The organism is Streptomyces albireticuli (assembly GCF_021228125.1).
Taxonomy (GTDB): domain Bacteria; phylum Actinomycetota; class Actinomycetes; order Streptomycetales; family Streptomycetaceae; genus Streptomyces; species Streptomyces albireticuli.
In genome coordinates this window covers 42,758-67,175 of sequence record NZ_JAJQQS010000017.1, presented here as the reverse complement: position 1 = coordinate 67,175, position 24,418 = coordinate 42,758, and the positions used below count along the sequence as shown (strand labels likewise).

Annotated in this window: 23 protein-coding genes; 18 read left to right on the top strand and 5 right to left on the bottom strand. The window is 71.7% G+C overall.

The features are described 5' to 3' along the window. Positions 1–32: 32 nt before the first annotated feature. The 5 genes from LUZ64_RS26960 (at position 33) to folE (ending at position 6,027) form a co-directional block, all read left to right on the top strand. Positions 33–1,184 carry an Rv3626c family coenzyme F420 biosynthesis-associated protein gene (locus tag LUZ64_RS26960; protein WP_095578734.1) on the top strand — a complete coding sequence of 384 codons (1,152 nt, stop codon included), beginning with the start codon at positions 33–35 and terminating at the stop codon, positions 1,182–1,184. Between the two features lie 190 nt (positions 1,185–1,374). Further along, positions 1,375–2,397, top strand: a complete 1,023-nt coding sequence (gene tilS / locus LUZ64_RS26955; RefSeq protein ID WP_095578733.1) for a tRNA lysidine(34) synthetase TilS — start codon at positions 1,375–1,377, stop codon at positions 2,395–2,397. A gap of 92 nt (positions 2,398–2,489) precedes the next feature. Next, positions 2,490–3,029: a hypoxanthine phosphoribosyltransferase gene (gene hpt, locus LUZ64_RS26950; protein ID WP_087930515.1), complete on the top strand. Its 540-nt coding sequence runs from the start codon at positions 2,490–2,492 to the stop codon at positions 3,027–3,029. 261 nt (positions 3,030–3,290) lie between these two features. After that, positions 3,291–5,285, top strand: coding sequence for an ATP-dependent zinc metalloprotease FtsH (gene ftsH, locus LUZ64_RS26945; RefSeq protein WP_095578732.1), 1,995 nt, complete (start codon positions 3,291–3,293; stop codon positions 5,283–5,285). A gap of 136 nt (positions 5,286–5,421) precedes the next feature. Continuing rightward, complete coding sequence (folE, locus tag LUZ64_RS26940) at positions 5,422–6,027, top strand: GTP cyclohydrolase I FolE (protein WP_095578731.1); 606 nt, start codon at positions 5,422–5,424, stop codon at positions 6,025–6,027. A 13-nt stretch (positions 6,028–6,040) separates the two neighbouring features. Here the strand turns inward: folE and LUZ64_RS26935 are convergent, their stop codons facing one another. Next, entirely contained in the window at positions 6,041–7,150 is a 1,110-nt protein-coding gene (locus tag LUZ64_RS26935; RefSeq protein ID WP_095578730.1) for an alpha/beta hydrolase, read from the bottom strand. Positions 7,151–7,319: 169 nt separating this feature from the next. Here LUZ64_RS26935 and LUZ64_RS26930 point away from each other — a divergent pair, with 169 nt between their 5' ends. From LUZ64_RS26930 to LUZ64_RS26905, 6 genes are all read left to right on the top strand, one after another. After that, positions 7,320–9,170, top strand: coding sequence for a phosphatidylglycerol lysyltransferase domain-containing protein (locus LUZ64_RS26930; protein WP_095578729.1), 1,851 nt, complete (start codon positions 7,320–7,322; stop codon positions 9,168–9,170). A gap of 149 nt (positions 9,171–9,319) precedes the next feature. Continuing rightward, positions 9,320–10,249, top strand: a complete 930-nt coding sequence (gene folP, locus LUZ64_RS26925) for a dihydropteroate synthase (protein WP_095578728.1) — start codon at positions 9,320–9,322, stop codon at positions 10,247–10,249. Then, positions 10,246–10,719 (top strand): nuclear transport factor 2 family protein, encoded by a 474-nt coding sequence (locus tag LUZ64_RS26920; RefSeq protein ID WP_095578727.1) that lies wholly within the window; start codon positions 10,246–10,248, stop codon positions 10,717–10,719. Before folP ends, LUZ64_RS26920 begins: the two co-directional genes overlap by 4 nt. 440 nt (positions 10,720–11,159) lie before the next feature. Continuing rightward, the gene (gene folB, locus LUZ64_RS26915; protein WP_087926934.1) at positions 11,160–11,519 is read left to right on the top strand and encodes a dihydroneopterin aldolase; all 360 of its coding nucleotides are present in this window, start codon (positions 11,160–11,162) and stop codon (positions 11,517–11,519) included. Beyond that, positions 11,516–12,109, top strand: coding sequence for a 2-amino-4-hydroxy-6-hydroxymethyldihydropteridine diphosphokinase (folK, locus tag LUZ64_RS26910; RefSeq protein WP_095578726.1), 594 nt, complete (start codon positions 11,516–11,518; stop codon positions 12,107–12,109). The genes folB and folK overlap by 4 nt, the downstream gene beginning before the upstream one ends. A gap of 71 nt (positions 12,110–12,180) precedes the next feature. Further along, positions 12,181–12,675 carry a DUF3180 domain-containing protein gene (locus tag LUZ64_RS26905; RefSeq protein ID WP_095578765.1) on the top strand — a complete coding sequence of 165 codons (495 nt, stop codon included), beginning with the start codon at positions 12,181–12,183 and terminating at the stop codon, positions 12,673–12,675. 154 nt (positions 12,676–12,829) lie between these two features. Here the strand turns inward: LUZ64_RS26905 and LUZ64_RS26900 are convergent, their stop codons facing one another. Further along, positions 12,830–14,023 (bottom strand): ABC transporter ATP-binding protein, encoded by a 1,194-nt coding sequence (locus LUZ64_RS26900; RefSeq protein WP_095583184.1) that lies wholly within the window; start codon positions 14,021–14,023, stop codon positions 12,830–12,832. 128 nt (positions 14,024–14,151) lie between these two features. Between LUZ64_RS26900 and LUZ64_RS26895 the strand changes: the two genes are divergently transcribed. The 4 genes from LUZ64_RS26895 to LUZ64_RS26880 all read left to right on the top strand — a co-directional run bounded on the left by LUZ64_RS26895 (position 14,152) and on the right by LUZ64_RS26880 (position 18,004). Then, positions 14,152–14,877 carry an ABC transporter permease gene (locus LUZ64_RS26895; RefSeq protein WP_095583183.1) on the top strand — a complete coding sequence of 242 codons (726 nt, stop codon included), beginning with the start codon at positions 14,152–14,154 and terminating at the stop codon, positions 14,875–14,877. Beyond that, complete coding sequence (locus LUZ64_RS26890) at positions 14,877–15,590, top strand: ABC transporter permease (protein WP_095583187.1); 714 nt, start codon at positions 14,877–14,879, stop codon at positions 15,588–15,590. The genes LUZ64_RS26895 and LUZ64_RS26890 overlap by 1 nt, the downstream gene beginning before the upstream one ends. Positions 15,591–15,642: 52 nt before the next feature. Next, positions 15,643–16,623 carry an ABC transporter substrate-binding protein gene (locus LUZ64_RS26885; protein ID WP_095583182.1) on the top strand — a complete coding sequence of 327 codons (981 nt, stop codon included), beginning with the start codon at positions 15,643–15,645 and terminating at the stop codon, positions 16,621–16,623. 226 nt (positions 16,624–16,849) lie between these two features. Beyond that, positions 16,850–18,004, top strand: coding sequence for a hypothetical protein (locus tag LUZ64_RS26880; RefSeq protein WP_308251440.1), 1,155 nt, complete (start codon positions 16,850–16,852; stop codon positions 18,002–18,004). Between the two features lie 123 nt (positions 18,005–18,127). On the opposite strand, the gene LUZ64_RS26875 is transcribed toward LUZ64_RS26880, so the two are convergent. Continuing rightward, positions 18,128–19,222, bottom strand: coding sequence for an NADH-quinone oxidoreductase subunit D (locus tag LUZ64_RS26875; RefSeq protein WP_095583186.1), 1,095 nt, complete (start codon positions 19,220–19,222; stop codon positions 18,128–18,130). Between the two features lie 127 nt (positions 19,223–19,349). Then, a complete protein-coding gene (locus LUZ64_RS26870; RefSeq protein ID WP_095583180.1) occupies positions 19,350–20,366 on the bottom strand; it encodes an SAM-dependent methyltransferase in 1,017 nt (338 codons plus the stop codon). Positions 20,367–20,487: 121 nt separating this feature from the next. On the opposite strand from LUZ64_RS26870, the gene LUZ64_RS26865 reads away from it, so the two are divergent. Together LUZ64_RS26865 and LUZ64_RS26860 are read left to right on the top strand one after the other, a co-directional pair. Beyond that, the gene (locus LUZ64_RS26865) at positions 20,488–21,681 is read left to right on the top strand and encodes a sensor histidine kinase (RefSeq protein WP_095583185.1); all 1,194 of its coding nucleotides are present in this window, start codon (positions 20,488–20,490) and stop codon (positions 21,679–21,681) included. Between the two features lie 220 nt (positions 21,682–21,901). Then, positions 21,902–22,576, top strand: coding sequence for a response regulator (locus LUZ64_RS26860; RefSeq protein WP_095583179.1), 675 nt, complete (start codon positions 21,902–21,904; stop codon positions 22,574–22,576). A gap of 239 nt (positions 22,577–22,815) precedes the next feature. On the opposite strand, the gene LUZ64_RS26855 is transcribed toward LUZ64_RS26860, so the two are convergent. Continuing rightward, positions 22,816–23,898 carry a DUF5937 family protein gene (locus tag LUZ64_RS26855; RefSeq protein WP_095583302.1) on the bottom strand — a complete coding sequence of 361 codons (1,083 nt, stop codon included), beginning with the start codon at positions 23,896–23,898 and terminating at the stop codon, positions 22,816–22,818. 99 nt (positions 23,899–23,997) lie between these two features. Here LUZ64_RS26855 and LUZ64_RS26850 point away from each other — a divergent pair, with 99 nt between their 5' ends. After that, positions 23,998–24,378, top strand: coding sequence for a hypothetical protein (locus LUZ64_RS26850; RefSeq protein WP_232390369.1), 381 nt, complete (start codon positions 23,998–24,000; stop codon positions 24,376–24,378). Positions 24,379–24,418: the final 40 nt, after the last annotated feature.

Sequence of the window (24,418 nt, the reverse complement as noted above, 5' to 3'; positions counted from 1 at the left end):
CCCGAGCGGAGCGGTGCACGTACCGTGAAGCCATGACGAGCATCGGTGGTGCGGAGATGGTCGACTGGAAGCTCGCGGTGGCGACCGCGACCCGGCTCGTACGGCCGGGGCCGGAAGTCGGTCGCGACGAGGCGCGGGAGGTCGTCGCCGAGCTGCGGCGGCACGCGAAGACGTCGGAGGAGCACGTCCGGGCGTTCACCCGGATGGCGCCGCCGCCGGGGAACCCGGACGGACCGGCGGTGCACGACACCCCGGTGCTGGTGGTGGACCGGGCCGGGTGGATCAAGGCGAACGTCGCCGGTTTCCGGGCCGTCCTCGGCCCGCTGCTGGAGAAGATGCAGGACCGCCGGGGCAATGTGCCCGGCGGCGCGGTGCTGGGCGCGGTCGGCGGCAAGGTGACCGGTGTGGAGCTGGGCATGCTGCTGTCGTTCCTCGCCTCCCGCGTGCTGGGCCAGTACGAGACGTTCGCGCCCGCCACGGGCGATCTGCCGGGCGCGGCGAACGGCGGCCGTCTGCTGCTCGTCGCGCCGAACATCGTCCATGTCGAGCGCGAGCTGGAGGTGGATCCGCACGACTTCCGGCTGTGGGTGTGCCTGCACGAGGAGACGCACCGGACGCAGTTCACGGCCGTGCCCTGGCTGCGCGACCACATCGAGAGCGAGATCCAGGCGTTCCTCGGCGAGACCGAGGTCGACCCGGCGACGCTGCTGGAGCGGATCCGCGAGGCCGCGCAGTCGCTGGCGGGCGGGCGGGCCGACGAGGGCGAGGCGGCGGAGGAGCGGGGCGGCCGGAGCATCGTCGACCTGGTCCAGACGCCCGCCCAGCGGGAGATCCTCGGCCGGCTGACGGCGGTGATGTCCCTGCTGGAGGGGCACGCCGACTACGTGATGGACGGCGTGGGCCCGCGGGTGGTGCCCTCGGTCGCCGAGATCCGGGAGAAGTTCCAGCAGCGGCGGGCGAACGGCGCGGGCCGGCTGGACGCGGCGCTGCGCAGGCTGCTGGGCCTGGACGCCAAGCTGCGGCAGTACCGTGACGGTGAGCGCTTCGTCCGCGCGGTCGTGGACGCGGTGGGCATGGACGGCTTCAACCGGGTGTGGACCTCCCCGAACACACTCCCGACCAAGGCGGAGATCGCCAAACCGGCGGACTGGGTCACGAGGGTGCACGGCAGGTCGGAGCAGTGAAGCGGAAGCTCCTCCTCCGGGTAGAACGCCTCCGTAATCACCCTTCCGAGGGACCGTGAGCCAGGGGTGGGCGTGCGATGCTCGGGTAATGGCTCGCTTCTGTCACCATCGACGCACACAGCGTGACTGAGGCCATCGAAGCTCGAGCAGCTCCGAACGATCTCCATATGGAACGATTGGACACACGGACATGGGTCCACATCCCGCGGTCGCCGCGATACGCCTGGCGGTCCGCCGCGTACTCCACGACGTCCTCACCCCCACCTCGCCCGCATCCGTTCCCCCCGCTTCCTCGGACCGGCCGCCGCTGGTCCTGGTGGCCTGCTCCGGCGGCGCCGACTCCATGGCGCTGGCCTCCGCCCTGGCCTTCGAGGCCCCCAGGCTCGGCATCCGGGCCGGCGGGGTCACCGTCGACCACGGCCTCCAGCACGGCTCCGACGTCCGCGCCGCCGAGGTCGTCAGCCGGCTGGCCGCCTTCGACCTCGACCCCGTCGAGGCCGTCACGGTGACGGTCGGCCGGGACGGCGGCCCCGAGGCCGCCGCCCGCGACGCCCGCTACGCCGCGCTGGACGCCGCCGCCGAGCGTCACGGCGCCGCCGCGGTCCTCCTCGGCCACACCCGGGACGACCAGGCCGAGACGGTCCTCCTCGGCCTCGCCCGCGGCTCCGGCATCCGCTCGCTCTCCGGCATGGCCGTGGCCTCCGGCGTCGACGGCCGCTACCGCAGGCCCTTCCTGGGCCTGGACCGCCAGACCGCCCGCAAGGCCTGCATGGTGCAGTCCCTGCCCGTCTGGGACGACCCGCACAACGCCGACCCGGCCTACACCCGCTCCCGGGTCCGCCACGAAGCGCTCCCCGTCCTGGAGAAGGCCCTCGGCAAGGGCGTCGTCGAGGCCCTCGCCCGCACGGCCCAGCTCTCCCGCGACGACGCGGACGCCCTCGACGGCTGGGCGGCCGCCGTGGAGCCGTCCGTGCGCGACGACACCGGGGCCCTGGAGGCCGCGAAGCTCTTCGCGCTGCCCCCCGCGGTCCGCCGCCGGGTGCTGCGCCGCGCGGCCATCTCGGCGGGCTCCCCCGCCGGTTCGCTCTTCGCCCGGCACATCGAAGAGGTCGACCGGCTGATCACCGGTTGGCGCGGCCAAGGAGCCATCAACCTCCCCGGGCGGGTCGCGGTCCGCAGGCAGGGTGGCAGACTGGTGCTCCGGCAGGGCTGATTCGAACGAGTGCGGATAGGTCGCGGCTCGTCCCGAATCAACGCCGGATGAGCCGTAACCAAACGAGAGTGACGCGGGTGGACGACAAGGACATGGGCACCGACCTCAAGTCGGTGCTCATCACCAAGGAAGAGATCGACGCGAAGCTGGCGGAGCTGGCCGCGAAGATCGACGCGGAGTACGCGGGCAAGGACCTGCTCATCGTCGGTGTCCTGAAGGGCGCCGTGATGGTGATGGCGGACCTGGCGCGTGCGCTGTCCACCCCCCTCACGATGGACTGGATGGCGGTGTCGTCGTACGGCGCGGGCACCCAGTCCTCCGGGGTGGTGCGCATCCTCAAGGACCTCGACACCGACATCAAGGGCAAGCACGTCCTGATCGTCGAGGACATCATCGACTCCGGCCTCACCCTCTCGTGGCTGCTGTCGAACCTGGGCTCGCGCGAGCCCGCCTCCCTCAACGTCGTGACGCTCCTGCGCAAGCCGGAGGCGGCCAAGGTCGCGATCGACGTGAAGTGGGTCGGCTTCGACATCCCCAACGAGTTCGTGGTCGGCTACGGCCTGGACTTCGCCGAGAAGTACCGCAACCTGCCCTTCGTGGGCACGCTCGCGCCGCACGTCTACGGCGGCTAGGGTCCACGGCCCGGACGGGCCCTCCGACGGGCGGGAACCGAACAGCGGTTTCCGCCGTTGGAGCATGGGAAGGCGGGTTGGTTGACCGTCTGCGGCAGCGTCGGGTGACAATGCTGGGGTACCGTCCGAAGGTCAGTCTTTTCAAGCATTCTGTTTTCGAGCACCGCAAGGTCGAGCAGAACACCGTACGCACAGGCACCCCCCGAGGGGCAGCCGTGCCTCACTGTGGCAGGAGGGACGGGGCGCCCGCGCCCCGTATGGATGGACGTGAAGCGCTACTTCCGTGGGCCGGTCATGTGGATCGTGCTGGCCGTCCTCGCCGTGGTCGTGTTGATGCAGGTCGTCGGCTCGTCCGGCGGCTACAAGTCGGTGGACACCAGCCAGGTCGTGCAGGCGATCGCCAAGGACCAGGTGAAATCGGCCGAGCTGACGACCGGCGACGAGAACAAGATCAAGGTTGAGCTCAAGGACGGCCAGAAGGTCAAGGGCAGCAGTAAGGTCCAGGCCAACTACATCGACGTCCAGGGCGTCGACCTGGCCAAGACCCTGCAGGCCAACTCCGAGAAGAACATGATCCCGGAGGGCTACAACGTCTCGACGTCCAAGCAGAACCCCTTCATCGGGGTGCTGCTCTCGTTGCTGCCGTTCGTCCTCATCGTCGTGGTCTTCCTGTTCCTGATGAACCAGATGCAGGGCGGCGGCTCCCGGGTCATGAACTTCGGGAAGTCCAAGGCCAAGCTGATCACCAAGGACACCCCCAAGACGACCTTCGCCGACGTGGCCGGGTCGGACGAGGCGGTCGAGGAGCTCCACGAGATCAAGGAGTTCCTCCAGGAGCCGGCGAAGTTCCAGGCCGTCGGCGCCAAGATCCCCAAGGGTGTGCTGCTCTACGGCCCGCCCGGTACGGGCAAGACCCTGCTCGCGCGCGCCGTCGCCGGCGAGGCGGGCGTGCCCTTCTACTCGATCTCCGGCTCCGACTTCGTCGAGATGTTCGTGGGTGTCGGCGCCTCGCGCGTCCGTGACCTCTTCGAGCAGGCCAAGGCGAACGCCCCGGCCATCGTCTTCGTCGACGAGATCGACGCCGTCGGCCGGCACCGCGGCGCGGGCCTCGGCGGCGGTCACGACGAGCGCGAGCAGACCCTCAACCAGCTCCTGGTCGAGATGGACGGCTTTGACGTCAAGGGCGGCGTCATCCTGATCGCCGCCACCAACCGCCCGGACATCCTCGACCCCGCGCTGCTGCGCCCGGGCCGTTTCGACCGGCAGATCGCGGTCGACCGTCCGGACATGCAGGGCCGTCTGGAGATCCTCAAGGTCCACCAGAAGGGCAAGCCGGTCGCCCCGGACGTCGACCTCTCGGCCGTCGCCCGCCGCACCCCCGGCTTCACCGGTGCCGATCTCTCCAACGTGCTGAACGAGGCCGCGCTGCTCACGGCCCGCAGTGACAAGAAGCTGATCGACAACCACTCCCTGGACGAGGCGATCGACCGCGTCGTGGCCGGCCCGCAGAAGCGGACCCGGATCATGAGCGACAAGGAAAAGAAGATCACCGCGTACCACGAGGGCGGTCACGCCCTGGTCGCGGCGGCCTCGCCGAACTCCGACCCGGTCCACAAGATCACGATCCTGTCCCGCGGTCGCGCGCTCGGCTACACCATGGTCCTGCCCGACGAGGACAAGTACTCCACCACGCGCAACGAGATGCTCGACCAGCTGGCGTACATGCTGGGCGGGCGCGCGGCCGAGGAGCTCGTCTTCCACGACCCGACCACCGGTGCGGCCAACGACATCGAGAAGGCCACCGCCACGGCCCGCGCGATGGTCACGCAGTACGGCATGACCGAGCGGCTCGGCGCGATCAAGTTCGGCTCGGACAACAGCGAGCCGTTCCTGGGCCGCGAGATGTCGCACCAGCGCGACTACTCCGAAGAGGTCGCGGGCCTGGTCGACGAAGAGGTCAAGAAGCTCATCGAGACCGCGCACAACGAGGCGTGGGAGATCCTCGTCGAGAACCGCGACGTCCTCGACAACCTGGTTCTGGCCCTCCTGGAGAAGGAGACGCTGAACAAGGAGGAGATCGCCGAGATCTTCAAGCACATCGTGAAGCGCCCGGCCCGCCCGGCGTGGACCGGTTCCTCGCGCCGTACGCCGTCCACCCGCCCGCCGGTGCTCTCCCCCAAGGAGCTCGCGCCGAGCAACGGCGGCCAGACCGTCGAGTCCGTCGACCTTCCCGACGACTCGCGGCCGGAGGCCTGAGCACCCCACGCTCGATCCGGGCCCCCGTAGGGGACCGGAATGGATGCCGCGCCCCCCAGGTTATTAGCCTTGGGGGCGCGGCATTCCGCATGTCCGGCCGCTGCCGGCTGTACGTACGAGAGAACGAGGCAACCCCATGACCGACCCGGTGACGCTGGACGCCGAGAACTCCATCGGTGAATTCGACGAGAAGCGTGCCGAGAACGCCGTGCGCGAGCTCCTGATCGCAGTCGGCGAGGACCCGGACCGCGAGGGCCTGCGCGAGACGCCCGCGCGGGTGGCACGGGCGTACAAGGAGATATTCGCGGGCCTGTGGCAGGAGCCGGAGGACGTGCTGACCACCACGTTCGACCTCGGCCACGACGAGATGGTGCTCGTCCGCGACATCGAGGTGTACAGCACCTGTGAGCACCACCTGGTGCCCTTCCACGGTGTGGCGCACGTCGGCTACATCCCGGCGACGAGCGGGAAGATCACGGGCCTGTCGAAGCTGGCCCGGCTGGTCGACGTCTTCGCCCGGCGCCCGCAGGTGCAGGAGCGGCTCACGACGCAGATCGCCGATTCGCTGATGGAGATACTGGAGCCGCGCGGCGTCGTCGTGGTCGTCGAGTGCGAGCACATGTGCATGTCCATGCGCGGTATCCGTAAGCCCGGTGCCAAGACGCTGACGTCGGCGGTGCGGGGCCAGCTGCGTGACCCCGCCACCCGGGCCGAGGCGATGAGCCTGATCATGGCCCGCTGAGCGGGCCGGCGCCTTACGCGCTCAGGCGGCTGCCCATCCACTGGAGGGTGGGGTTCAGCTCACGGCGCCACGTGTTGAAGTTGTGGCCGCCGCTGTCGAGGATGATCGAGGAGACCCGGGCCGAGCCCTTGGCCTCCTCGATGAACTTCAAGGTGTCCTTGTAGTTGTGCTCGCCCTGCTTGCTGCTGGTCACCAGCACCGAGATGGGCGGGGTCTTCTCGTGCTTGAGGCGCCACATCACGTCGTTCTCGTTCTCCAGCTTCTTGCTGCCGCCGAAGAGGGAACCGGTCGTGGGGTCCTGCAGGGCCTTGTAGTAGCCGGAGAGCGAGGCCGCGGCGCCGTAGGCGTCCGGGTGGCGCATGGCGATCTTGAGTGCGCAGTAGCCGCCGGTCGAGTTGCCGATGATGCCCCAGTTCTCGGCCTTGTCACCGACGCGGTAGCGCTGGGATATCGCCTTGCGGATGTCCTTGGCGAAGAAGGTCTCGGCCTGGGGGCCGTTGGGTATGTCGATGCACTCGGTGTCGCGCTGGCCCACGACGGACGGGCGCAGCATCACCAGGATGGTCGGCTGCATCTTCTTGGCCTTGGCGAGCTTGTGCGCGCGCACCGGGTAGTCCAGGCCCTTGATCAGGGCCTCGGAGGTGCCCGGGAAGCCGGTCAGCACGACGGAGGCGGGAAAGTTCTTCTGCGCGTACTCCGGCTGGAAGTACTCCGGGGGCAGGTAGACGTACGCCGGGCCGTTGATCTTCGATTCGACGCCCGCGACCATGATCTTCTCGATCTTGCCGCCGACCCGGGGCACATCGCCGCGCGGGACCTTCACCGCCTGGGTGCTCACGACCTGCACCCGCTTGCCGCTGGCGCTGTGGTCGACGACGACGCCCTCGGACTTCACCTGGCCGAAGAGATCCGCCCAGGAGCCGTAGAAGCCGAAGGACTGGTTGGCCCAGAGACCGATCGCCGCGAACAGCGTGAGCTGGGTGGCGAACATCATGCCGATCCGTCCGAGGACGGATCCGATACTCTTCTTGCCCAGGCGGGGCCAGAGCCAAATGGTCAGAGCGAAGAGCACTACCGCCGCCGCTATGGCAAGCAGCAGAACCGCCATGCTGGTGAGACCCATGAGGTGCTTTCTGCCGAGCGACCCGGCAGGGGGTCGCGGAATGGTTACTTCTTTCCGGGCTCGGCCCCCGGCGGAACCTCAACCCCGAAACCGTCGTCCTACAGGGCGCACATTGTCCGGGCGCTGCCGCCAGATGGCGCAGGACCACTCGACAGGACGACGGGAAGAGATGTCTGTCAGGGTAGATGGCAAAAAGTCCGATGGGGTTCCCGAGGGGACCAAGCGACTGTCGAGGCTTGCGCGCATCCTCAAGGGGCCACGGCCTGAGCACGTGCCCGCGGTCGTGGGTACGGTCGCGGCCGTCATCGGCCTGCTCGACATCCTGGCCGGGGTCGTCCCCCGGTGGCGCTGGAGCCGTGTCCACAGCTTCGCCGAGGTCCTGCCCGGTTCGGTGACCCAGCTGGCGGCCGCCGGCTCGATCATCGTCGGCATCCTGCTCCTGATGCTGGCCCACGGCCTCAAGCGGGCCAAGCAGCAGGCCTGGCTCGCCGCCGTCGTGCTGCTGCCCATAGGCGCGGCCGCCCAGCTGATCTACCGCCACTCGTACCCCGGCGTCGCCTTCTCCCTGCTGGTCTTCGCCTACCTGATCTGGCACCGGAAGGCGTTCTTCGCGCTGCCCGACCCGCGCAGCCGCTGGAAGGCGCTGGCCAACTTCGTCCTCATGGGCGCGGCCAGCTTCGGCCTCGGCTGGGTGATCGTCGGCTCGCACCCGAAGCAGATGATCGGCGACCCGCCGGTCCTGGAGCAGATCGAGCACGTGATCTGGGGCCTCTTCGGCTTCGAGGGATCGATCCGCTACACCGGCGGCGTCGACTACACCGTCGGCTACTCCCTGGGCGCCCTCGGTCTGCTGACCGTGGCCACCACCGCCTTCCTCGCCTTCCGCCCGGCCTACCCGGCCGCGGTCCTCACCGAGGAGGACGAGGACCGGCTGCGCGAGCTGCTCGACAAGCACGGCGCCCGCGACTCGCTCGGCCACTTCGCGCTGCGCCGTGACAAGAGCGTCGTCTTCTCGCCCTCGGGCAAGGCCGCCGTCTCCTACCGCGTCGTCTCCGGCGTGATGCTCGCCAGCGGTGACCCGATCGGCGACGTCGAGGCGTGGCCCGGCGCCATCGAGAAGTTCATGGAGCTCGCCAAGCGCCACTCCTGGACCCCGGCGGTCGCCGGCTGCAGCGAGACCGGTGGCGAGGTCTGGACCCGTGAGACCGGTCTGGACGCCCTGGAGATGGGCGACGAGGCCATCGTCGACGTCGCCGACTTCTCCCTCACCGGCCGCTCCATGCGCAACGTCCGCCAGATGGTCAAGCGCATCGAGCGCAACGGCTACAGCACCAAGGTGCGCCGCGTCGGCGACCTGGGCCCCGAGGAGCTGGAGGCCGTCCAGAAGGCCGCCAACGCCTGGCGCGACACCGAGGACGAGCGCGGCTTCTCCATGGCCCTGGGCCGCATCGGCGACCCCAAGGACCTGGACGCCATCATCGCGACCGCCCACAAGGACCCGGAGGAGGGCGAGGACTGCCCGTTCGGCGACCTCCGCGCGATGCAGCACTACGTGCCGTGGGGCCCGGACGGCAGCTCGCTGGAGCTGATGCGCCGCGACCGCAGCGCGGACCCGGGCATGAACGAGCTCCTGATCGTCGCGTTCCTCCAGGCCGCGCCGGACCTGAAGATCAAGCGCCTGTCGCTGAACTTCGCGTTCTTCCGCTCCGCCCTGGAGCGCGGCGGCAAGCTGGGCGCCGGCCCGGTCGTCCGGATCCAGCGCACCGTGCTGGTCTTCCTCTCGCGCTGGTTCCAGATCGAGTCGCTCTACAAGTTCAACGAGAAGTTCCGGCCGCGCTGGGAGCCGCGCTTCGTGGTCTTCCCGAACAGCCGTGACCTGCCGCGCATCGGCTTCGCGATGATGCAGGCCGAGGGCTTCCTGGAGCTGCCGCGCCTGCTGCGCCGCCGCCCGGCCGAGCCCAAGGCGTCCGTGCACGACGAGGACGCCGTCTCCGCCTCGGAGGTCACCCGCGCGGCCTGACCGCCGCAGCGGTCCGAAGGCCCCGCCCCGAGCGCCCCAGGCGCCGCGGCCGGGGCCTTCGGCGTTTTCGGGCCCGTGCGCCCGCCGCGGCCGGATCCGGCCTCCGGGCGGGCGGCGCGCCCTTGGCGGCACGCCCTAGGCTTGTCGGCATGAGTACGTTGCGCGGTCGATTCGGGCCCGTCGGTCTGCCGGAGTGGGACCGCTGTGCGGTGATGGGCGTGGTCAATGTCACGCCCGATTCGTTCTCCGACGGCGGTCGCTGGTTCGACACCGAGGTGGCGGTCAAGCGAGGTCTGGACCTGGTGGCCCAGGGCGCCGACCTGGTCGACGTGGGCGGCGAGTCCACCCGGCCGGGCGCACCACGGGTGGACGAGCGCGAGGAGCTGCGCCGGGTGATCCCGGTGGTCCGGGGGCTGGCGGGCGAGGGCGTGGTGGTCTCCGTGGACACCATGCGCGCCGCGGTCGCGGAAGCGGCGGTCGAGGCCGGCGCGGTGCTGGTCAACGATGTCAGCGGGGGGCTGGCGGACCCGGCGATGGTGCCGGTGGTGGCCACGGCCGGGGTGCCGTTCGTGGTGATGCACTGGCGCGGGTTCAGCGCAGACATGAACAGCCGGGCGGTCTACGGGGACGTGGTCGGCGAGGTCCTCGACGAGCTGCGGCAGCGGCTGGACGCGGTGGTCGACGGCGGGGTGTCCCCGGACCGGCTGGTGGTCGACCCGGGCCTCGGCTTCGCGAAGAACGCCGACCACGACCTGGCGCTGGTCGCCGGGCTGGACCGGCTGGGCCGTGAGCTGGAGCGCCCGATGCTGGTGGCGGCGTCCCGCAAGCGGTTCCTGGGCCGGGTGCTGGCCGGGCCCGAGGGCAGCCCGCCGCCGGCCCGGGAGCGGGACGCGGCGACGGCGGCCGTATCGACGATCGCGGCCCGCGAGGGCGCCTGGGCCGTCCGGGTGCACGAGGTCCGGGCGAGCGCGGACGCGGTGCGGGTGGTGCGGGCCGTGGAGGAGGCGGCGGCACAGGCGGCCGGTGCCGCGGCGCGGACGGGCACCGAGGGCGCCTCCGGCGCCGGGGAGGCCGTGTGAGTGCCGCTCGTACGGACAGCGAGCGGGTCGAGCTGGCGAACACCGCCCTCTACGAGGCGGTGGAGCGCGGCGACACGTCGGCCATGGGGGAGCTGTGGCTGGACGATCCGGACGTCGTGGTGTCGTGCGTGCACCCCGGTTGGCCGGTGCTGCGCGGACGGAGCGAGGTGCTCCGTTCGTATGCGCTGATCATGGCGAGCACGGACTACATCCAGTTCTTCCTGACGGACGTCGAGGTTGCCGTCACCGGTGACACGGCGCTGGTGACGTGCACGGAGAACATCCTCAGCGGCGGCCCGGCGGAGTCGGAGGGGGAGCTGGGGCCGCTGGTGGGCCAGCTGGTCGTGGCGACGAACGTCTTCCGGCGGGTCGGCGAGGAGTGGAAGGTGTGGTCGCACCACGGCTCGCCGGTGCTCGCGGGCCGGGAGGACGAGGACGGGCCGGAGGAGGGGGAGGACGAGGGGGCGTAGGCCGGGGTGGCGCGCCTGCGGCGGGCTTTTTCCCTACCACGCTCCTTGTTTCAGCCCGTCCGGCGATTGAGGACACCGCGCGTCAGCGCGGCACCGGGGGCCCGGGGGCTCGCCCCCGGTTCGGGAAGGGGCGGGTAGGGGAAAAATCACCGTCCAGGCCCGGGCGTAACCCGCCGTCCGGTGGGTATGCGCGGCCAAAATCCCCGCCCCTACCCGCCGCGTGAGTTTCCTTGCCCCAGACGCCCGAGCTGTCACCGAATATCCGTAAACGTCTCCGATGTCGCCAGATATCTCCAGCGCCCCCGGCGTCCATGTGCGAGCGGTGTCGGCGCTCGCAGGTAGATTCGAAGTGGGCACCCCGGCCGACGGCGGGGGACGGGCGACGCGCCGGCCGGGCCGGAACGCACTCGCCATACCGACGACCAGCAGGAGTGATTCGTGTGGATCGTGTCGCGCTGCGCGGCTTGAAGGCTCGCGGGCACCACGGGGTGTTCCCCCGGGAGCGCGAGGAGGGCCAGACCTTCATCGTGGACCTGGTGCTGAGTCTGGACACCCGGCCCGCCGCGGCCGACGACGACCTCGCGAAGACCGTGCACTACGGCATCGTGGCGGAGGAGGTCGTCGACATCGTCCAGGGCGAGCCCGTCGACCTGATCGAGACCCTCGCCGAGCGGATCGCCGAGCAGTGTCTGAAGCACGACGCGGTGCGGGAGGTCGAGGTGGTCGTGCACAAGCCCGACGCCCCGATCACCGTGCCTTTCGACGATGTGACGATCACTATTACCCGGAGCCGAGTATGAGCAGCAGCGACCCGACCGTGCAGCCGGTGCCCGCCTCCGTGGTGGCGCAGGTGGACGCGGCGGATGTGACCCTGAGTAACCCCAAACGGGCCGTGATCTCCCTGGGCAGCAATCTCGGCAACCGCCTGGAGACCCTCCAGGGCGCCATCGACGCGCTGGAGGACACGCCCGGCCTGCGGGTCAAGGCCGTGTCCCCGGTCTACGAGACGGAGCCGTGGGGCGTCGAGCCGGGCACCCAGCCTTCCTACTTCAACGCCGTGGTGCTGGTGAAGACGACCCTCCCGCCGGACTCGCTGCTGGAGCGCGGGCACGCGATCGAGGAGGCCTTCGAGCGGGTGCGGGACGAGCGCTGGGGGCCCCGCACGCTCGACGTCGACATCGTCGCCTATCAGGACGTGGTCTCGGACGACCCGGTGCTGACCCTGCCGCACCCGCGGGCGCACGAGCGCGCCTTCGTGCTGGCGCCGTGGCACGACGTGGACCCGGAGGCCGTGGTCCCGGGCCGGGGCGCGGTCGTCGAACTGCTGGCCGAGGTGGGTCTCGACAGCGTGGCTCCGCGGGTGGACCTGGAACTCCGGCTCCCGGAGTAGGCGTTGGTCCCATGGAATTCCGGCGCGCCCCGGTGCGCCGACGGACGGATGAGACGAGGGGCGACGGCTCGGTGAAGCAACTTCGGATCGGGGTGCTGGTCGGACTGTTCGCCGCGGCCGGGATCGTGTCCTGGGCGGGCGCCCGGCTGTGGGACTCCCTCGGCACGCTGCCGAGCGTGCCGGTGGCGGCGCCCATCGTGCTCGCGGTCATCGCCGCGGTCCTCGTGGCCACGGCCTTCCCGCTGCGCGCCCGGCTGCGCGCCCAGCGGGAGCGCCGCCCCGGCGCGAAGGGCGTCGACCCGCTGCTGGCCGCCCGCGCGGTCGTCTTCGGCCAGGCGAGCGCGCTGGTCGCTTCGCTGGTCGCGGGGATGTACGGCGGGGTCGGCGTCTTCCTGCTCATCGACGGGGTGGACACCACGGTCCGCCGTGACCAGGTGATCTACGCCGGGGCGTCGGTGCTGGCGGGCGCCTGTGTGGTCGCCGCCGCGTTCTTCCTGGAGCGCGTGTGCAAGCTGCCCGAGGACGAGGACGAGAACCACGGCGGCCGGGGCGCGGCAGCGGCTTAGCGCCCGGGGCTCCGCCCCGGACCCCGGTCCTCAAACGCCGGACGGGCTGGATTTTCCAGCCCGTCCGGCGTTTGAGGACATTCGGGAAGGGGCGGGTAGGGGAAAAAGCCCCGCCGCAGGCGCACCCCCGCACCCCCACCCGCCCCACGCGCTCCTACACGTCCGCGACCGTCTCCACCCGAACCTCCCCCCGCGCGGCCCCCACCGCGTCCGCGGCCGTCGACCGCCGCAGCGCCTCGTGCAGGCGTGCCGGGGTGAGGACGCCCAGGAAGTGGTCCGCGTCGGCTCCGTCGAGGACGGCGATCCAGCCCGCGTCGTGCTGGAGCATGGTGCTGAACGCCTGCTTGAGCGAGGCGCCCACCGGCAGCCAGGCGTCCATGTGGCGGGCGTGGTCGCGGACCGTCGCCTCGCCCTTCCGCGGGCCGCGCGCGGTGCCCGCGCCGGTGAGGGCGTCCGCGGAGACCCAGCCGTGGAGGTGCTCGGCGTCGTCCAGCACGACGGCCCAGCGGGCGCCCTCCGCGGCGAGCCGGGCCGCGGCGCGGCCCACGGTGTCGTCGAGGTGGACGACCGGGGGCTGTTCGAGGTCACCGGGCTCGATGGACGTGACCGAGAGCCGCTTCAGGCCCCGGTCCGCACCGACGAAGTCGGCGACGTACGGCGTGGCCGGGGAGCCCAGCACCGCCGCCGGCGGGTCGAACTGCTCGATGCGGCCCTCTCCGTAGACCGCGATGCGGTCCCCGAGGCGGACGGCCTCCTCGATGTCGTGCGTGACGAAGAGGACGGTCTTGCGGACCTGGGACTGGAGCCGCAGGAATTCGTTCTGGAGGCGCTCGCGGACCACCGGGTCGACCGCGCCGAAGGGCTCGTCCATCAGCAGTACGGGCGGGTCGGCGGCCAGCGCCCGGGCCACCCCGACGCGCTGGCGCTGCCCGCCGGAGAGCTGGTCGGGGTAGCGGTCGCCGTAGACGGAGGGGTCGAGTCCGACGAGGTCGAGGAGCTCGGCCGCGCGGGCGCGGGCCTTCTTCCGCTGCCATCCCAGCAGGTGCGGGACGGTCGCGGTGTTGTCGAGCACTGTCTTGTGCGGGAAGAGGCCGACCTGCTGGATGACGTAGCCGATGCGGCGGCGCAGCTCGACGGGGTCGACCGTGGCGATGTCCTCGCCGTCGAGGAAGATCCGGCCGTCGGTGGGCTCGATCAGCCGGTTGACCATCTTCATCGTGGTGGTCTTGCCGCAGCCCGAGGGCCCGACGAGCGTGACCAGCTCGCCCTCCGCCACTTCGAAGGACAGGTCGTCGACGGCGGTGGTGCCGTCGGCGTAGCGCTTGGTGACGTGCTCGAAGCGGATCATGGTTCCCCATTCTTGCCGTTCTGCCTGCGGACATTGTTGCCGTTGTGTGGCGACGGACTCGAATGTCAGTGCCCGGGGTTAGGGTCGCCAGTAACCGACGGTCAATGCCCAGGGGGAGGTGAGAGCGTATGGCGGAGCGGAGTTGTCTGGTCGACAACGACTGGATCTGCGGCGAGTATCTGAGCAGTCGTGGCCAGGAGCTGGTCGATGCCACGCTCCAGCACATCGGCATCACGCTCGCGTCGGTCGCGATCGGGCTGCTCGTCGCGTTCCCGCTGGCGCTGCTGGCCCGCGCCCGGCGGAGCGTGCGCGGCCCGGTGCTCGGACTGACCACGGTGTTCTACGCGATCCCGTCCCTCGCCATGTTCTCGCTGCTGGTGCCGGTCCTCGGCCTGTCGGTGTCCGTCGTGGTCACGGGCCTGGTGCTGTATTCCCTCACCATCCTCGTGCGGAACATCCTGGCCGGCCTGGCCGCGGTGCCCGAGGAGGCCCGGGAGGCGGCCCGGGGCATGGGTTACGGGCTGGTGCGGCTGCTCTTCGGGGTCGAACTCCCGCTGGCGCTGCCCGCTCTGATGGCGGGTCTGCGGATCGCCACGGTCTCCACCGTCTCGCTCACCACCATCGGTGCCATCATCGGCTATGGCGGCCTGGGCAATCTCGTCCTGAGCGGCCTGCGCAGCTATTTCAAGGCGCAGGTGCTCACGGCCTCCGTGCTGTGCGTGCTCCTGGCGGTCGTCGCCGACCTCGTTCTGCTGCTCGTCCAGCGGCTCCTGACGCCGTGGACGCGGACCCGGCGCAAGCGCGCGCCGCGCGCGGGAGCGGCGAAGAGCCCGGCCGGGCAGGCGGTGGCCTGATGGACGTCATCGAGCGGACGTGGACATGGCTGGCCACCGGCTCCCACTGGACCGGTGGGGACGGTGTGTGGCACCGCCTCGACCAGCACCTCTATCTGACGGCCGTGAGCCTGCTGATCTCCTGCGCGGTGGCGCTGCCCGTCGCCGTGGTCCTCGGCCACCTGGGGCGGGGCGGCGCGCTGGCGGTGAACCTCTCCAACGTCGGCCGCGCGGTGCCCACGTTCGCGGTGCTCGTGCTGTTGCTGCTGAGCCCGCTGGGGCAGTACGGCTCCTGGCCCACCGTCATAGCGCTGGTGCTCTTCGCCATCCCGCCCGTGCTGACCAACGCCTATGTGGGCATGCGCGAGGTCGACCGGGACATGGTCGAGGCGGCGCGGGGTATGGGGATGACCGGCCCTCAGGTGGTCGCCCGGGTGGAGCTCCCGCTCGCCTTCCCGCTGATCATGACCGGTGTGCGGTCCGCCGCGGTGCAGATCGTGGCCACGGCCACGCTCGCCGCGCTGGCCGGCGGCGGTGGCCTCGGCCGGGTCATCACGGCCGGCTTCCGGCTCACCGACACGGCGCAGGTGGTGGCCGGGGCGCTGCTGGTGGCCGTGTTCGCGCTGCTGGTGGAGGGCGTCTTCGTCCTGCTGGCGCGGCTGCTGGACCCGGTGCGCCGCCGTTCGGGGCGGACGGCGGGAAAAGTGGCGCCCACCCCTGTTTCCGACGTCTGATCAAGGGGCGCCCCGGACCGCCGGACGTGCCACCGAAATGAACGGAGTTCCCATGAGCAGGACCCCGCGTCGCGCGCGGACCGGCCGCGCCCTCCTGGCGGCCGGTGCCGTCGCCGTCCTGACCGCGGGCCTCGCCGCCTGCGGCGGCGACAGCCTGGAGAAGTCCGGTGGCGGTGGCGGCTCGGCGAAGCCGGGCGAGGGTTCGCTGGTGATCGGATCGGCCTCCTTCACCGAGTCCAAGGTGCTCGCGGAGATATACGCGGGCCTGTTGAAGGACGCCGGATATTCGGTGTCGATCAAGACTGTGGACGCCCGTGAGCTGTATGAACCGGCACTGGAGAAGGGCGAGATCGATGTCGTCCCGGAGTATGCCGCCACGCTCGCCGAATTCCTGAACAAGAAGCAGAACGGCAAGGACGCGCCGCCGGTCGCCTCCGCCGACGCCGGCGCCACGGTGAAGGCGCTCCGGAAACTCGCCGAGCCGCGCGGTCTCAAGGTGCTCGACCCCGGTCGCGCCGTCGATCAGAACGCCTTCGCCGTGACCAAGGAGTTCGCGGAGAAACACCAGCTCAAGACCCTTTCCGATCTTGGAAAGTCGAAGGAGCGGATCAAGCTCGCGGCGGGTGACGAATGCCCTGAGCGGCCCTTCTGCCAGCCCGGTCTGGAGAAGACCTACGGCATCGACGTCACCGGCATCGACCCGCTGGAGGTCGGCAGCACGCAGGCCAAGCAGGCGGTCAAGCAGGGCAAGGACCAGCTGCTGCTGACCACGACCACGGACGCGACGCTCGAACAGTTCGGCCTCGTCCTGCTGGAGGACGACAAGAAGCTCCAGAACTCCGACAACGTACTGCCCGTGGTGAATGCGAAGAAGGCGGGTTCGCAGAAGATCACGGACGCTCTCGCCAAGCTCACCAGGGTGTTGACCACGGAAGATCTCACGGAACTCAACAAGAAGGTGGACGCGCGACGGCTCAAGCCCGCGGATGTCGCCGCCGGATACCTCAAGGACAAGGGGCTGTTGACGAAGTAGAGGAAGAAGTGGAAGCAGAGGAAGCAGGGGAAGCGGAGGGGTAGCGGCGTAGGGGAGAAGTAAGATCAAGGGAAGAGTTTGGTGGTGGAGTCACACTCCCGAGGCGACGCACGGTAAGTTTCAGGCCATGCCACGAGGACGCCACCGCCATTCGCCGCCCCTGCACAGGCTTCTTCCCCCATCGTCGGTCGCCGCGACATCGGTCGCCTGCGCCGCCGGTGCCTGGGTGGTAGGTGAAACGGTCGTCATCCGGGGCCTCGCCGCGGCGGCTGCCGCCGCCGCGGTGGTCGGCGCCGTGCTGATGCGCCGTTGGGACCGCTCCGCCGGAAAGCGGGTCGCCCAGCTCACCGCCGCCCGGGTGCGGGACGAGTGGAAGACCGAGGAGCGCATAGCCGAGCTCGAGTCGGAGCTGGAGGAGGCCCGCGCGATCCGGGCCAAGCTGGAGGGCAAGCTGCGCGGCAAGCGCGCCGAGCTCGCCCGGCTCCGTACCGAACACGCCGATCTGCTGCGCCGTTACGCCACGGCCGAGACCGAGCGGGCCAGCGCTCTGGAGGGCCGCCGGGTCGCGCGGGGCTCCGTGCCCCGCCCCGCGAGGGCCCTGGAGTCCACCGCGCCCGCGGGCACGCCCGGCTCGATCGTCGCCGCGGCCGCCTACCGCAAGGCCGCCGAGGCCCTTCGCGACTTGGAGCGCAACGCCGCGCTCCAGCAGGCGGAGGCCGATGCGGAAGCCGCGGAGGAGGCGGGCGAGGACGGCGAGGGCACCGTCGCGACCGACGGCGCGGCCACCGCGGCGCCGGACACCTTCCGCCCGTCCGGGGCCGCGCGGGCCGCCGCCGTCACCGACGCGACCGCCGCCGTCACCGACGCGACCGCCGCCGTCACCGACGCGACCGCCGACGCCGCCGTCGAGACCCCGGCGGCGGACGCCGCGAAGCCGGTGGTGACGCAGAAGACGTCCGGTACCGGCGAGGCGTCCGGGACGGACGGGACGGCGGAGGCCGGCAAGTCGGCGGATGCCGGCAAGACGTCCGCGAAGGACAGGACGTCCGCGACGGACAGCGCGATCGCGACCGACAAGGCGCCCAAGGCCGTCGGCCCCGCCGCGGTCCCGGCCGGCCCGAAGGCCGCCGTGCCGCAGCAGCCCGCCGCGCGGCGCCGCGCGTCCCGCGCCCAGGGCGGCTTCGACTTCTTCGGCACACAGCAGCCCCTGCCCCCGCGTCCCGTCGAGGAGACCGACCTCGCGGACGTCGTCGGCGAGGAGGCCCTCGCCGAGGTCGAGGCCGGTGCCGACACCGAGGCCGAGGGCGACGTCATCGACCTGACGGCGCACGACGAGACCGAGCAGATAGACATCGCGGAGCTGCGCACCGCCATCTCCTGACGGAGCCCCGCGCGCGGCCCGCGCCCGGACGGCCCCCGGCGGATCTCCGCCGGGGGCCGTCGTCGTTCCGGGAGCCCGTCGACGGGCCTCAGACCGTCTACCGGTAAATCTCTCGTCGGCAGATCACTTGTCGATGTCGCCGACGACGAAGAACAGCGAGCCCAGGATCGCCACCATGTCCGCGACCAGCGTCCCCGGCAGCAGCTCGGTCAGCGCCTGGATGTTGTTGAACGAGGCCGACCGAAGCTTCAGCCGGTACGGCGTCTTGTCGCCCTTGGAGACCAGGTAGTAGCCGTTGAGCCCCAGCGGGTTCTCGGTCCACGCGTACGTCGCGCCCTCCGGCGCCTTCAGCACCTTCGGCAGCCGCTGGTTGATCGGGCCCGGCGCGAGCTCCCCGATCCGGTCCAGGCACGCCTCCGCCAGCTCCAGGGAGTTGTGCGTCTGCTCCAGCAGGCACTCGAAGCGGGCCAGGCAGTCGCCTTCCTCGCGGGTGACGACCCTCAGGGTGTCCTGGAGCTCCCCGTACGCGAGGTACGGCTCGTCGCGGCGGAGGTCGAAGTCGACGCCGGACGCGCGGGCGATGGGCCCGCTGACCCCGTACGCGTGCACGGCGTCGCGCGACAGCACGCCGACGCCGCGGGTACGGCCCCGGAAGATCTCGTTGCCGAGGACCAGCCGGTCGTAGACGTCCATCCGGGAGCGGACCTGGGCCACCGCGTGCCGGGCCCGGCCGAGCCAGCCGGCCGGCAGGTCCTCCTTCAGGCCGCCGACGCGGTTGAACATGTAGTGCATCCGGCCGCCGGAGACCTCCTCCATCACCGTCTGGAGCTCCTCGCGCTCGTGGAACGCGTGGAAGACGGGGGTGATGCCGCCCAGCTCCAGGGGGTAGGAGCCGAGGAACATCAGATGGTTGAGCACACGGTTGAGCTCGGCCAGCAGCGTCCGCGTCCACACGGCGCGCTCCGGCACCTCCATGCCGAGCATCCGCTCCACGGCGAGGACGACGCCCAGCTCGTTGGAGAACGCCGACAGCCAGTCGTGGCGGTTGGCCAGCATGATGATCTGCCGGTAGTCGCGCGCCTCGAAGAGCTTCTCCGCGCCGCGGTGCATATAGCCGACGACCGGCTCGGCGCGCTGGATCCGCTCGCCGTCCAGCACGAGCCGCAGCCGCAGCACGCCGTGCGTGGACGGGTGCTGCGGCCCGATGTTGAGCACCATGTCGGTGCTCTCCGCGGCGCCGCCCACACCGACGGTCGTCTCGGAGAGACCCGTGGAGCCGGGGGTACCGGTGGAACCAGGAGAACCAGGAGGACCAGGAGGAGGAGGGGCCATGGGGAGTAGTTTGTCAGCCCTCCGCCGCGGGGTGGCCGCCGCCGGTCCGCAGCAGGTCCGCGCAGGCGCCGCCGACCGGCTGGAGCAGCCAGCCGAAGCCGCCCAGCCCCGCCGGGGCCGTCAGCTCCGCCGCCTCGCCGGCCGCCCCCAGGGCCCGGACGTACGCGGCCGGGTCCGAGGAGGCCAGGGACAGCGGCGGGCGGGCGCCGTCGACGCCGAGCGCGCGCAGCGCCACGCGCTGGGTGAGCAGGGAGCCGCCGGGGCGGGCGCACGCGTCCAGGGCGACATGGGCGGTGATGTCGCACGAGCCGTCCGGCACCGGCCGCACCTCGCGGCCCTCGCGGAATCCGGTGAGCGTCCCGAAGGGCGGCCGGGCGTCGCGCCGGTGCGCGTAGTCGACGGCGACGGCCAGCCCGGCCCGCAGGCTGCCCACGGCCCGCGCCCAGGCGGCGTCCCGCGGCCGGCCGATCTCGGCGCGGCTGCCGGGGGGCGCGCCCTCCAGCGGCCACCAGCGGGCGAGCCACTCGGCGTCCGCGCCGGACACCGGGTCGCCGAGCAGCTCCTCGCCGTCCTCCTGTACGAGCACCTGGCGGGCGGTGCCCTCCGCGTCGGCCTCGGCGACGTCCACCGGGACGTTGTCGAGCCACTCGTTGGCGAAGAGCAGCCCCTCGACGCCGTCCGGGACGTCACCCAGCCAGGTGATGCGCGCGTCCAGGCCCGGCGGGCGCGCCGCCCGTTCCACGGCGTACGGGCGCAGCCGCGCGGCCAGCCCGGCCGGGACGGCGGCCAGCACTCCGGTCAGCAGCTCGCCCCGGCCCGCGCCGACGTCGGTGAACGCCAGCTCCGCCGGGTGCCCGAGCGCGTCGTCGACCCGGCTCAGCAGCCCGGCGACGGCCCCGGCGTACAGCGGGGAGGCGTGCACAGAGGTACGGAAGTGCCCGGCGGGGCCCTCGGGGCGCCGGTAGAAGCCGTTCGGGCCGTACAGCGCGGCCTCGGCGGCGGCCCGCCACGTTCTTGTTCCGCTTGCCATACGCACACGCTATGCGCCCTTCGTGGGCACACCGCCTCCACCTTGGGGAGTAGGCGGGGCGTCGCCGGATCGATCGTCCGATTGACCCCAGCACGTACGCGACGTGCCTACGCTGGGTGACGTGCAGCGCCTCTACGACTTCCTCCGCAGGCACCCGACGGGTGTGGACAGCTTCTGGGCCGTGTTGCTGTTCGGCATCAGCGCCCTGGTGACCGCCGAGGAGAGCGACAGAAACGCCCTCGCGGCCGTGGGGATCGCGGCGGTGCTGTGCCTGGTGGTCGCCCTGCGGCGGCGCGCTCCGGTGAAGATGCTGCTGCTGGCGACGGCGGCAGGGGTGGCGCAGCTCGTCACCGACACCCCGCAGCAGCTGGCCGACTTCGCGATGCTGGTGATCATCTACACCGTCGCGTCCGGGACGGTCCGCTGGGCCTCCCGGTTCGCCCTGGTCGGCGGGCTGCTCGCCCCGCTGATCGCCAACCTCCGCTGGAGCTCCCCCGACCAAGGGGTCAACCAGCACATCATCGGCACGGTCTTCATGACCGTCCCGTTCGTGCTGGCCTGGGTCCTCGGCGACTCGATGCGCACCCGCCGCGCGTACTGGGCGCAGCTGGAGGAGCGGGCCGGCCGCTTGGAGAAGGAGCGCGAGCAGCAGGCGCGGATGGCGGTGACGGCGGAGCGGGCGCGCATCGCGCGGGAGCTGCACGACGTCGTCGCGCACAACGTCTCGGTGATGGTGGTGCAGGCGGACGGCGCCGCGTACGTCCTGGACGCCTCGCCCGAGCAGGCCAAGCAGGCGCTGGAGACGATCTCCGGCACGGGCCGCCAGGCGCTGGCCGAGATGCGCCGGCTGCTGGGGGTGCTGCGCACCGAGGAGGGCGGCGAGGGCGGCGAGTACGTCCCGCAGCCCGACGTGGAGCAGATCGGTGACCTGGTGGAGGAGGTGCGCGGGGCCGGGCTGCCGGTCGACTTCCAGGTGGAGGGCGCGCCCCGGCCGCTGCCGAGCGGTGTGGAGCTGACCGCGTACCGCATCGTGCAGGAGGCCCTCACCAACACCCGCAAGCACGGTGGGCCGGACGCCGGGGCCAGTGTCCGGCTGACGTTCTTCGACGACGGGCTGGGCCTGCTGGTCGAGGACGACGGCCGGGGAGCGCAGCACGAGCTGTACGAGTCGGGCGGCGCGGACGGCATGGGCCACGGCCTGATCGGCATGCGCGAGCGCGTCGGGATGGTCGGCGGCACGCTGGACGCGGGGCCGCGGCCCGGGGGCGGCTTCCGGATCAGCGTGCTGCTGCCGATCAAGCCGGGAGGCCGCTGATAAGGGCGCTTTGCCGCCTCCCCCGGCTGATCCGGGCGCCGTGCCGCCCCCCGGCGGTCCGCTGCCCGGTCCCTGCCCGGACTCCTTTCCGTCCTACTGAGCGGACCGTTCCGCTCCATCGACCCGACGACCGCCTACGATCCGATCCGAACAGCCACGATCCGAACAGCCACGATCCGACCGCCGGAACATGATCCGACCGCTAGAGAGGGACGACCGCATGTCGATCCGCGTGATGCTCGTCGACGACCAGGTGCTTCTGCGCACCGGATTCCGCATGGTGCTGGCCGCCCAGCCGGACATGGAGGTCGTCGCCGAGGCCGGGGACGGCGCGGAGGCCCTGGAGGTGCTGGCCGGTACGGAGGTGGACGTCGTCCTGATGGACGTGCGCATGCCCAGGCTGGACGGGGTGGAGGCGACCCGCCGCATCTGTCTCCAGGAGGGTGCCCCGAAGGTGCTGATCCTGACCACCTTCGACCTCGACGAGTACGCCTTCTCCGCGCTGAAGGTCGGGGCCAGCGGCTTCATGCTCAAGGACGTGCCCCCGGCCGAGCTGCTGGGCGCGATCCGGGCCGTCCACAGCGGCGACGCGGTGGTGGCGCCCAGCACGACGCGCCGCCTGCTGGATCGTTTCACCCCCATGCTGCCCAGCACCACGAAGGAACCGGCGAGCGCCGAGTTGGCCCGGCTCACCGGGCGCGAGCGCGAGGTCATGCTGCTGGTCGCGCAGGGCCTGTCCAACGGTGAGATCGCGGCCCGGCTGGTGCTGTCGGAGGCCACGGTCAAGACGCACGTCGGGCGGATCCTCACGAAGTTGGGGCTGCGGGACCGGGTGCAGGTGGTTGTCCTCGCGTACGAGAGCGGGCTGGTGCGGGCGGGGGGCGGGGCGGGGTAGTAGGTGCCTCCGGCGGTCTTTCCCCAGCCCCGCCCCTTCCCGAATGTCCTCAAGCGCCGGACGGGCTGAAAATCAGCCCGTCCGGCGCTTGAGGACACCGCGCGAAGCGCGGAAAAGGGGGCCCGGGGGCTTGCCCCCGCCACGCGGCGGAGCCGCACATCGGATGCAGAGGGAAGGGGCGGGTAGGGGACAAAGCCCCGCGCAGCGGCCACCCCAGGCCCCCGCCCCGCCCGCCCCGCTCACCGCAGCACCGTCTCCAGGAAGTCGCTCCCGATCCGCGCCACCACCGTCAGATCCAGCTGGTGCAGCACGTACCGCCCCCGCCGCCGCGTGCTCAGCAGCCCCGCCTTCTTCAGCACGGCTATGTGCCGGGACACCTCCGGCGGCGTCAGGTCGTAGGCGGCGGCCAGCTCGCCCGTGGTGTGCGGGCCGCGGGCCAGGGTGCGGCACAGCCGCATCCGCACCGGGTGGGCGAGCGCCTCCAGGCGCTGCTGGACCTGTCGCGGGGCGCTCACCTGGGGGAGGTCGGCCGTGGTGATCGGATACTGCACCACCGGCCGCCAGCCGGGGCGGTAGACGAGGAGCAGGTGCGGCCAGCCGAAGGCCGTCGGCAGGAACGTCACCGAGTCGCCGTAGGCCTTGGTCCGGCCGTTGGCCAGCTTGTCGATGACGATGCGGGAGCCGTCCTCGGTGAGCGACACGGCGGGGGAGACGGCCGTGAGGGCCTCGGCGAGCCCCTTACGGCGCAGCAGATCGGCCTTGTGGCGGGCGTCGGCGGCGAGCTGTACCCGGACGCGCTGCCAGTTGTCGGCGAAGAACGCCTCCTCGCAGTCCTCGAAGAGGCGGCGCAGCCAGGCCCGCAGCGCCGCCGGGTCCTTCAGCATCCGCTCGGTGAACTCGGCCTGGCGCGGCCCCCGCGCGGCTGACAGCTCCCGGACCCGCGCCCGCTGCCGGGGATCGACCAGCGGCGAGGCGGTGGGCCAGCCGTAGTCGGCCGAGCAGGTGATCTCGAAGGCGGCGGAGACGAAGGTGTCGTCGTCCATCAGGTCGAGGTCGTCCAGCTCCTCGGCGAGCGTGGCCCGGGGGACGGCGGGCAGCAGGATGTCCGAGCGCATCGAGCGCCACAGGAAGTCGGCCTCGGTCAGCCGGTCGGCGAGGTCAGGTCTGAGGGCGGAGGCGGTGGCCGTGGCCCAGCCGTGCAGCCCGGGGTGGTGGGCCGGCTCGGACAGCGCGTGCAGCATCGCTCCCAGCTCGGCCAGCGGCGACAGGTGGAAGCCGACGCGCTCGTGCGGCAGGCCGGTGATGTCGATGTCCACGCTCATGGCCTCATCCTCGCTGCCTTTCCGCAGGTAGGGACGTCATTTGACGGTCCTCGTCAATCGACGGGGCGGTCGGCGCGAAGGCGGCGCAAGGTGGGTCGCATGGACGCCGCACAGCAGCACCTCCTCGACCTCTACCGCGCCGCACAGCACGGGGACCCGGCCCCGCCCGCCCCGGGCACGGGGGAGCGGGCCCTCGCCCGTGAGGTACGCACCCGGCGGGAGTTCCGGGCCGTCGTCGACCGGCGGGCCGCCGAGCGCCGGGCCCGCCGGCGCGCGCTCCTCGCCTTCCTGTGGCCCGCCGCCCGTACCCCCGCCACTCGTACCCCCACCGTCCGTACCTCCACCGCCCGTACCCCCGCCGCTCCCACCGCCCCGGCGACGGCGACTCCCGCGCCCCGGCAGTCGACCCCGCGGCGGACCCCGCGGCGGCCCACCGCCCCGATCCCGACGTGCTCGACCCCGCCCATGCGTCGAGCATGACGCGTCCGGCGGGCCGCCCCCGGGTTGTCCACAGGCGGGC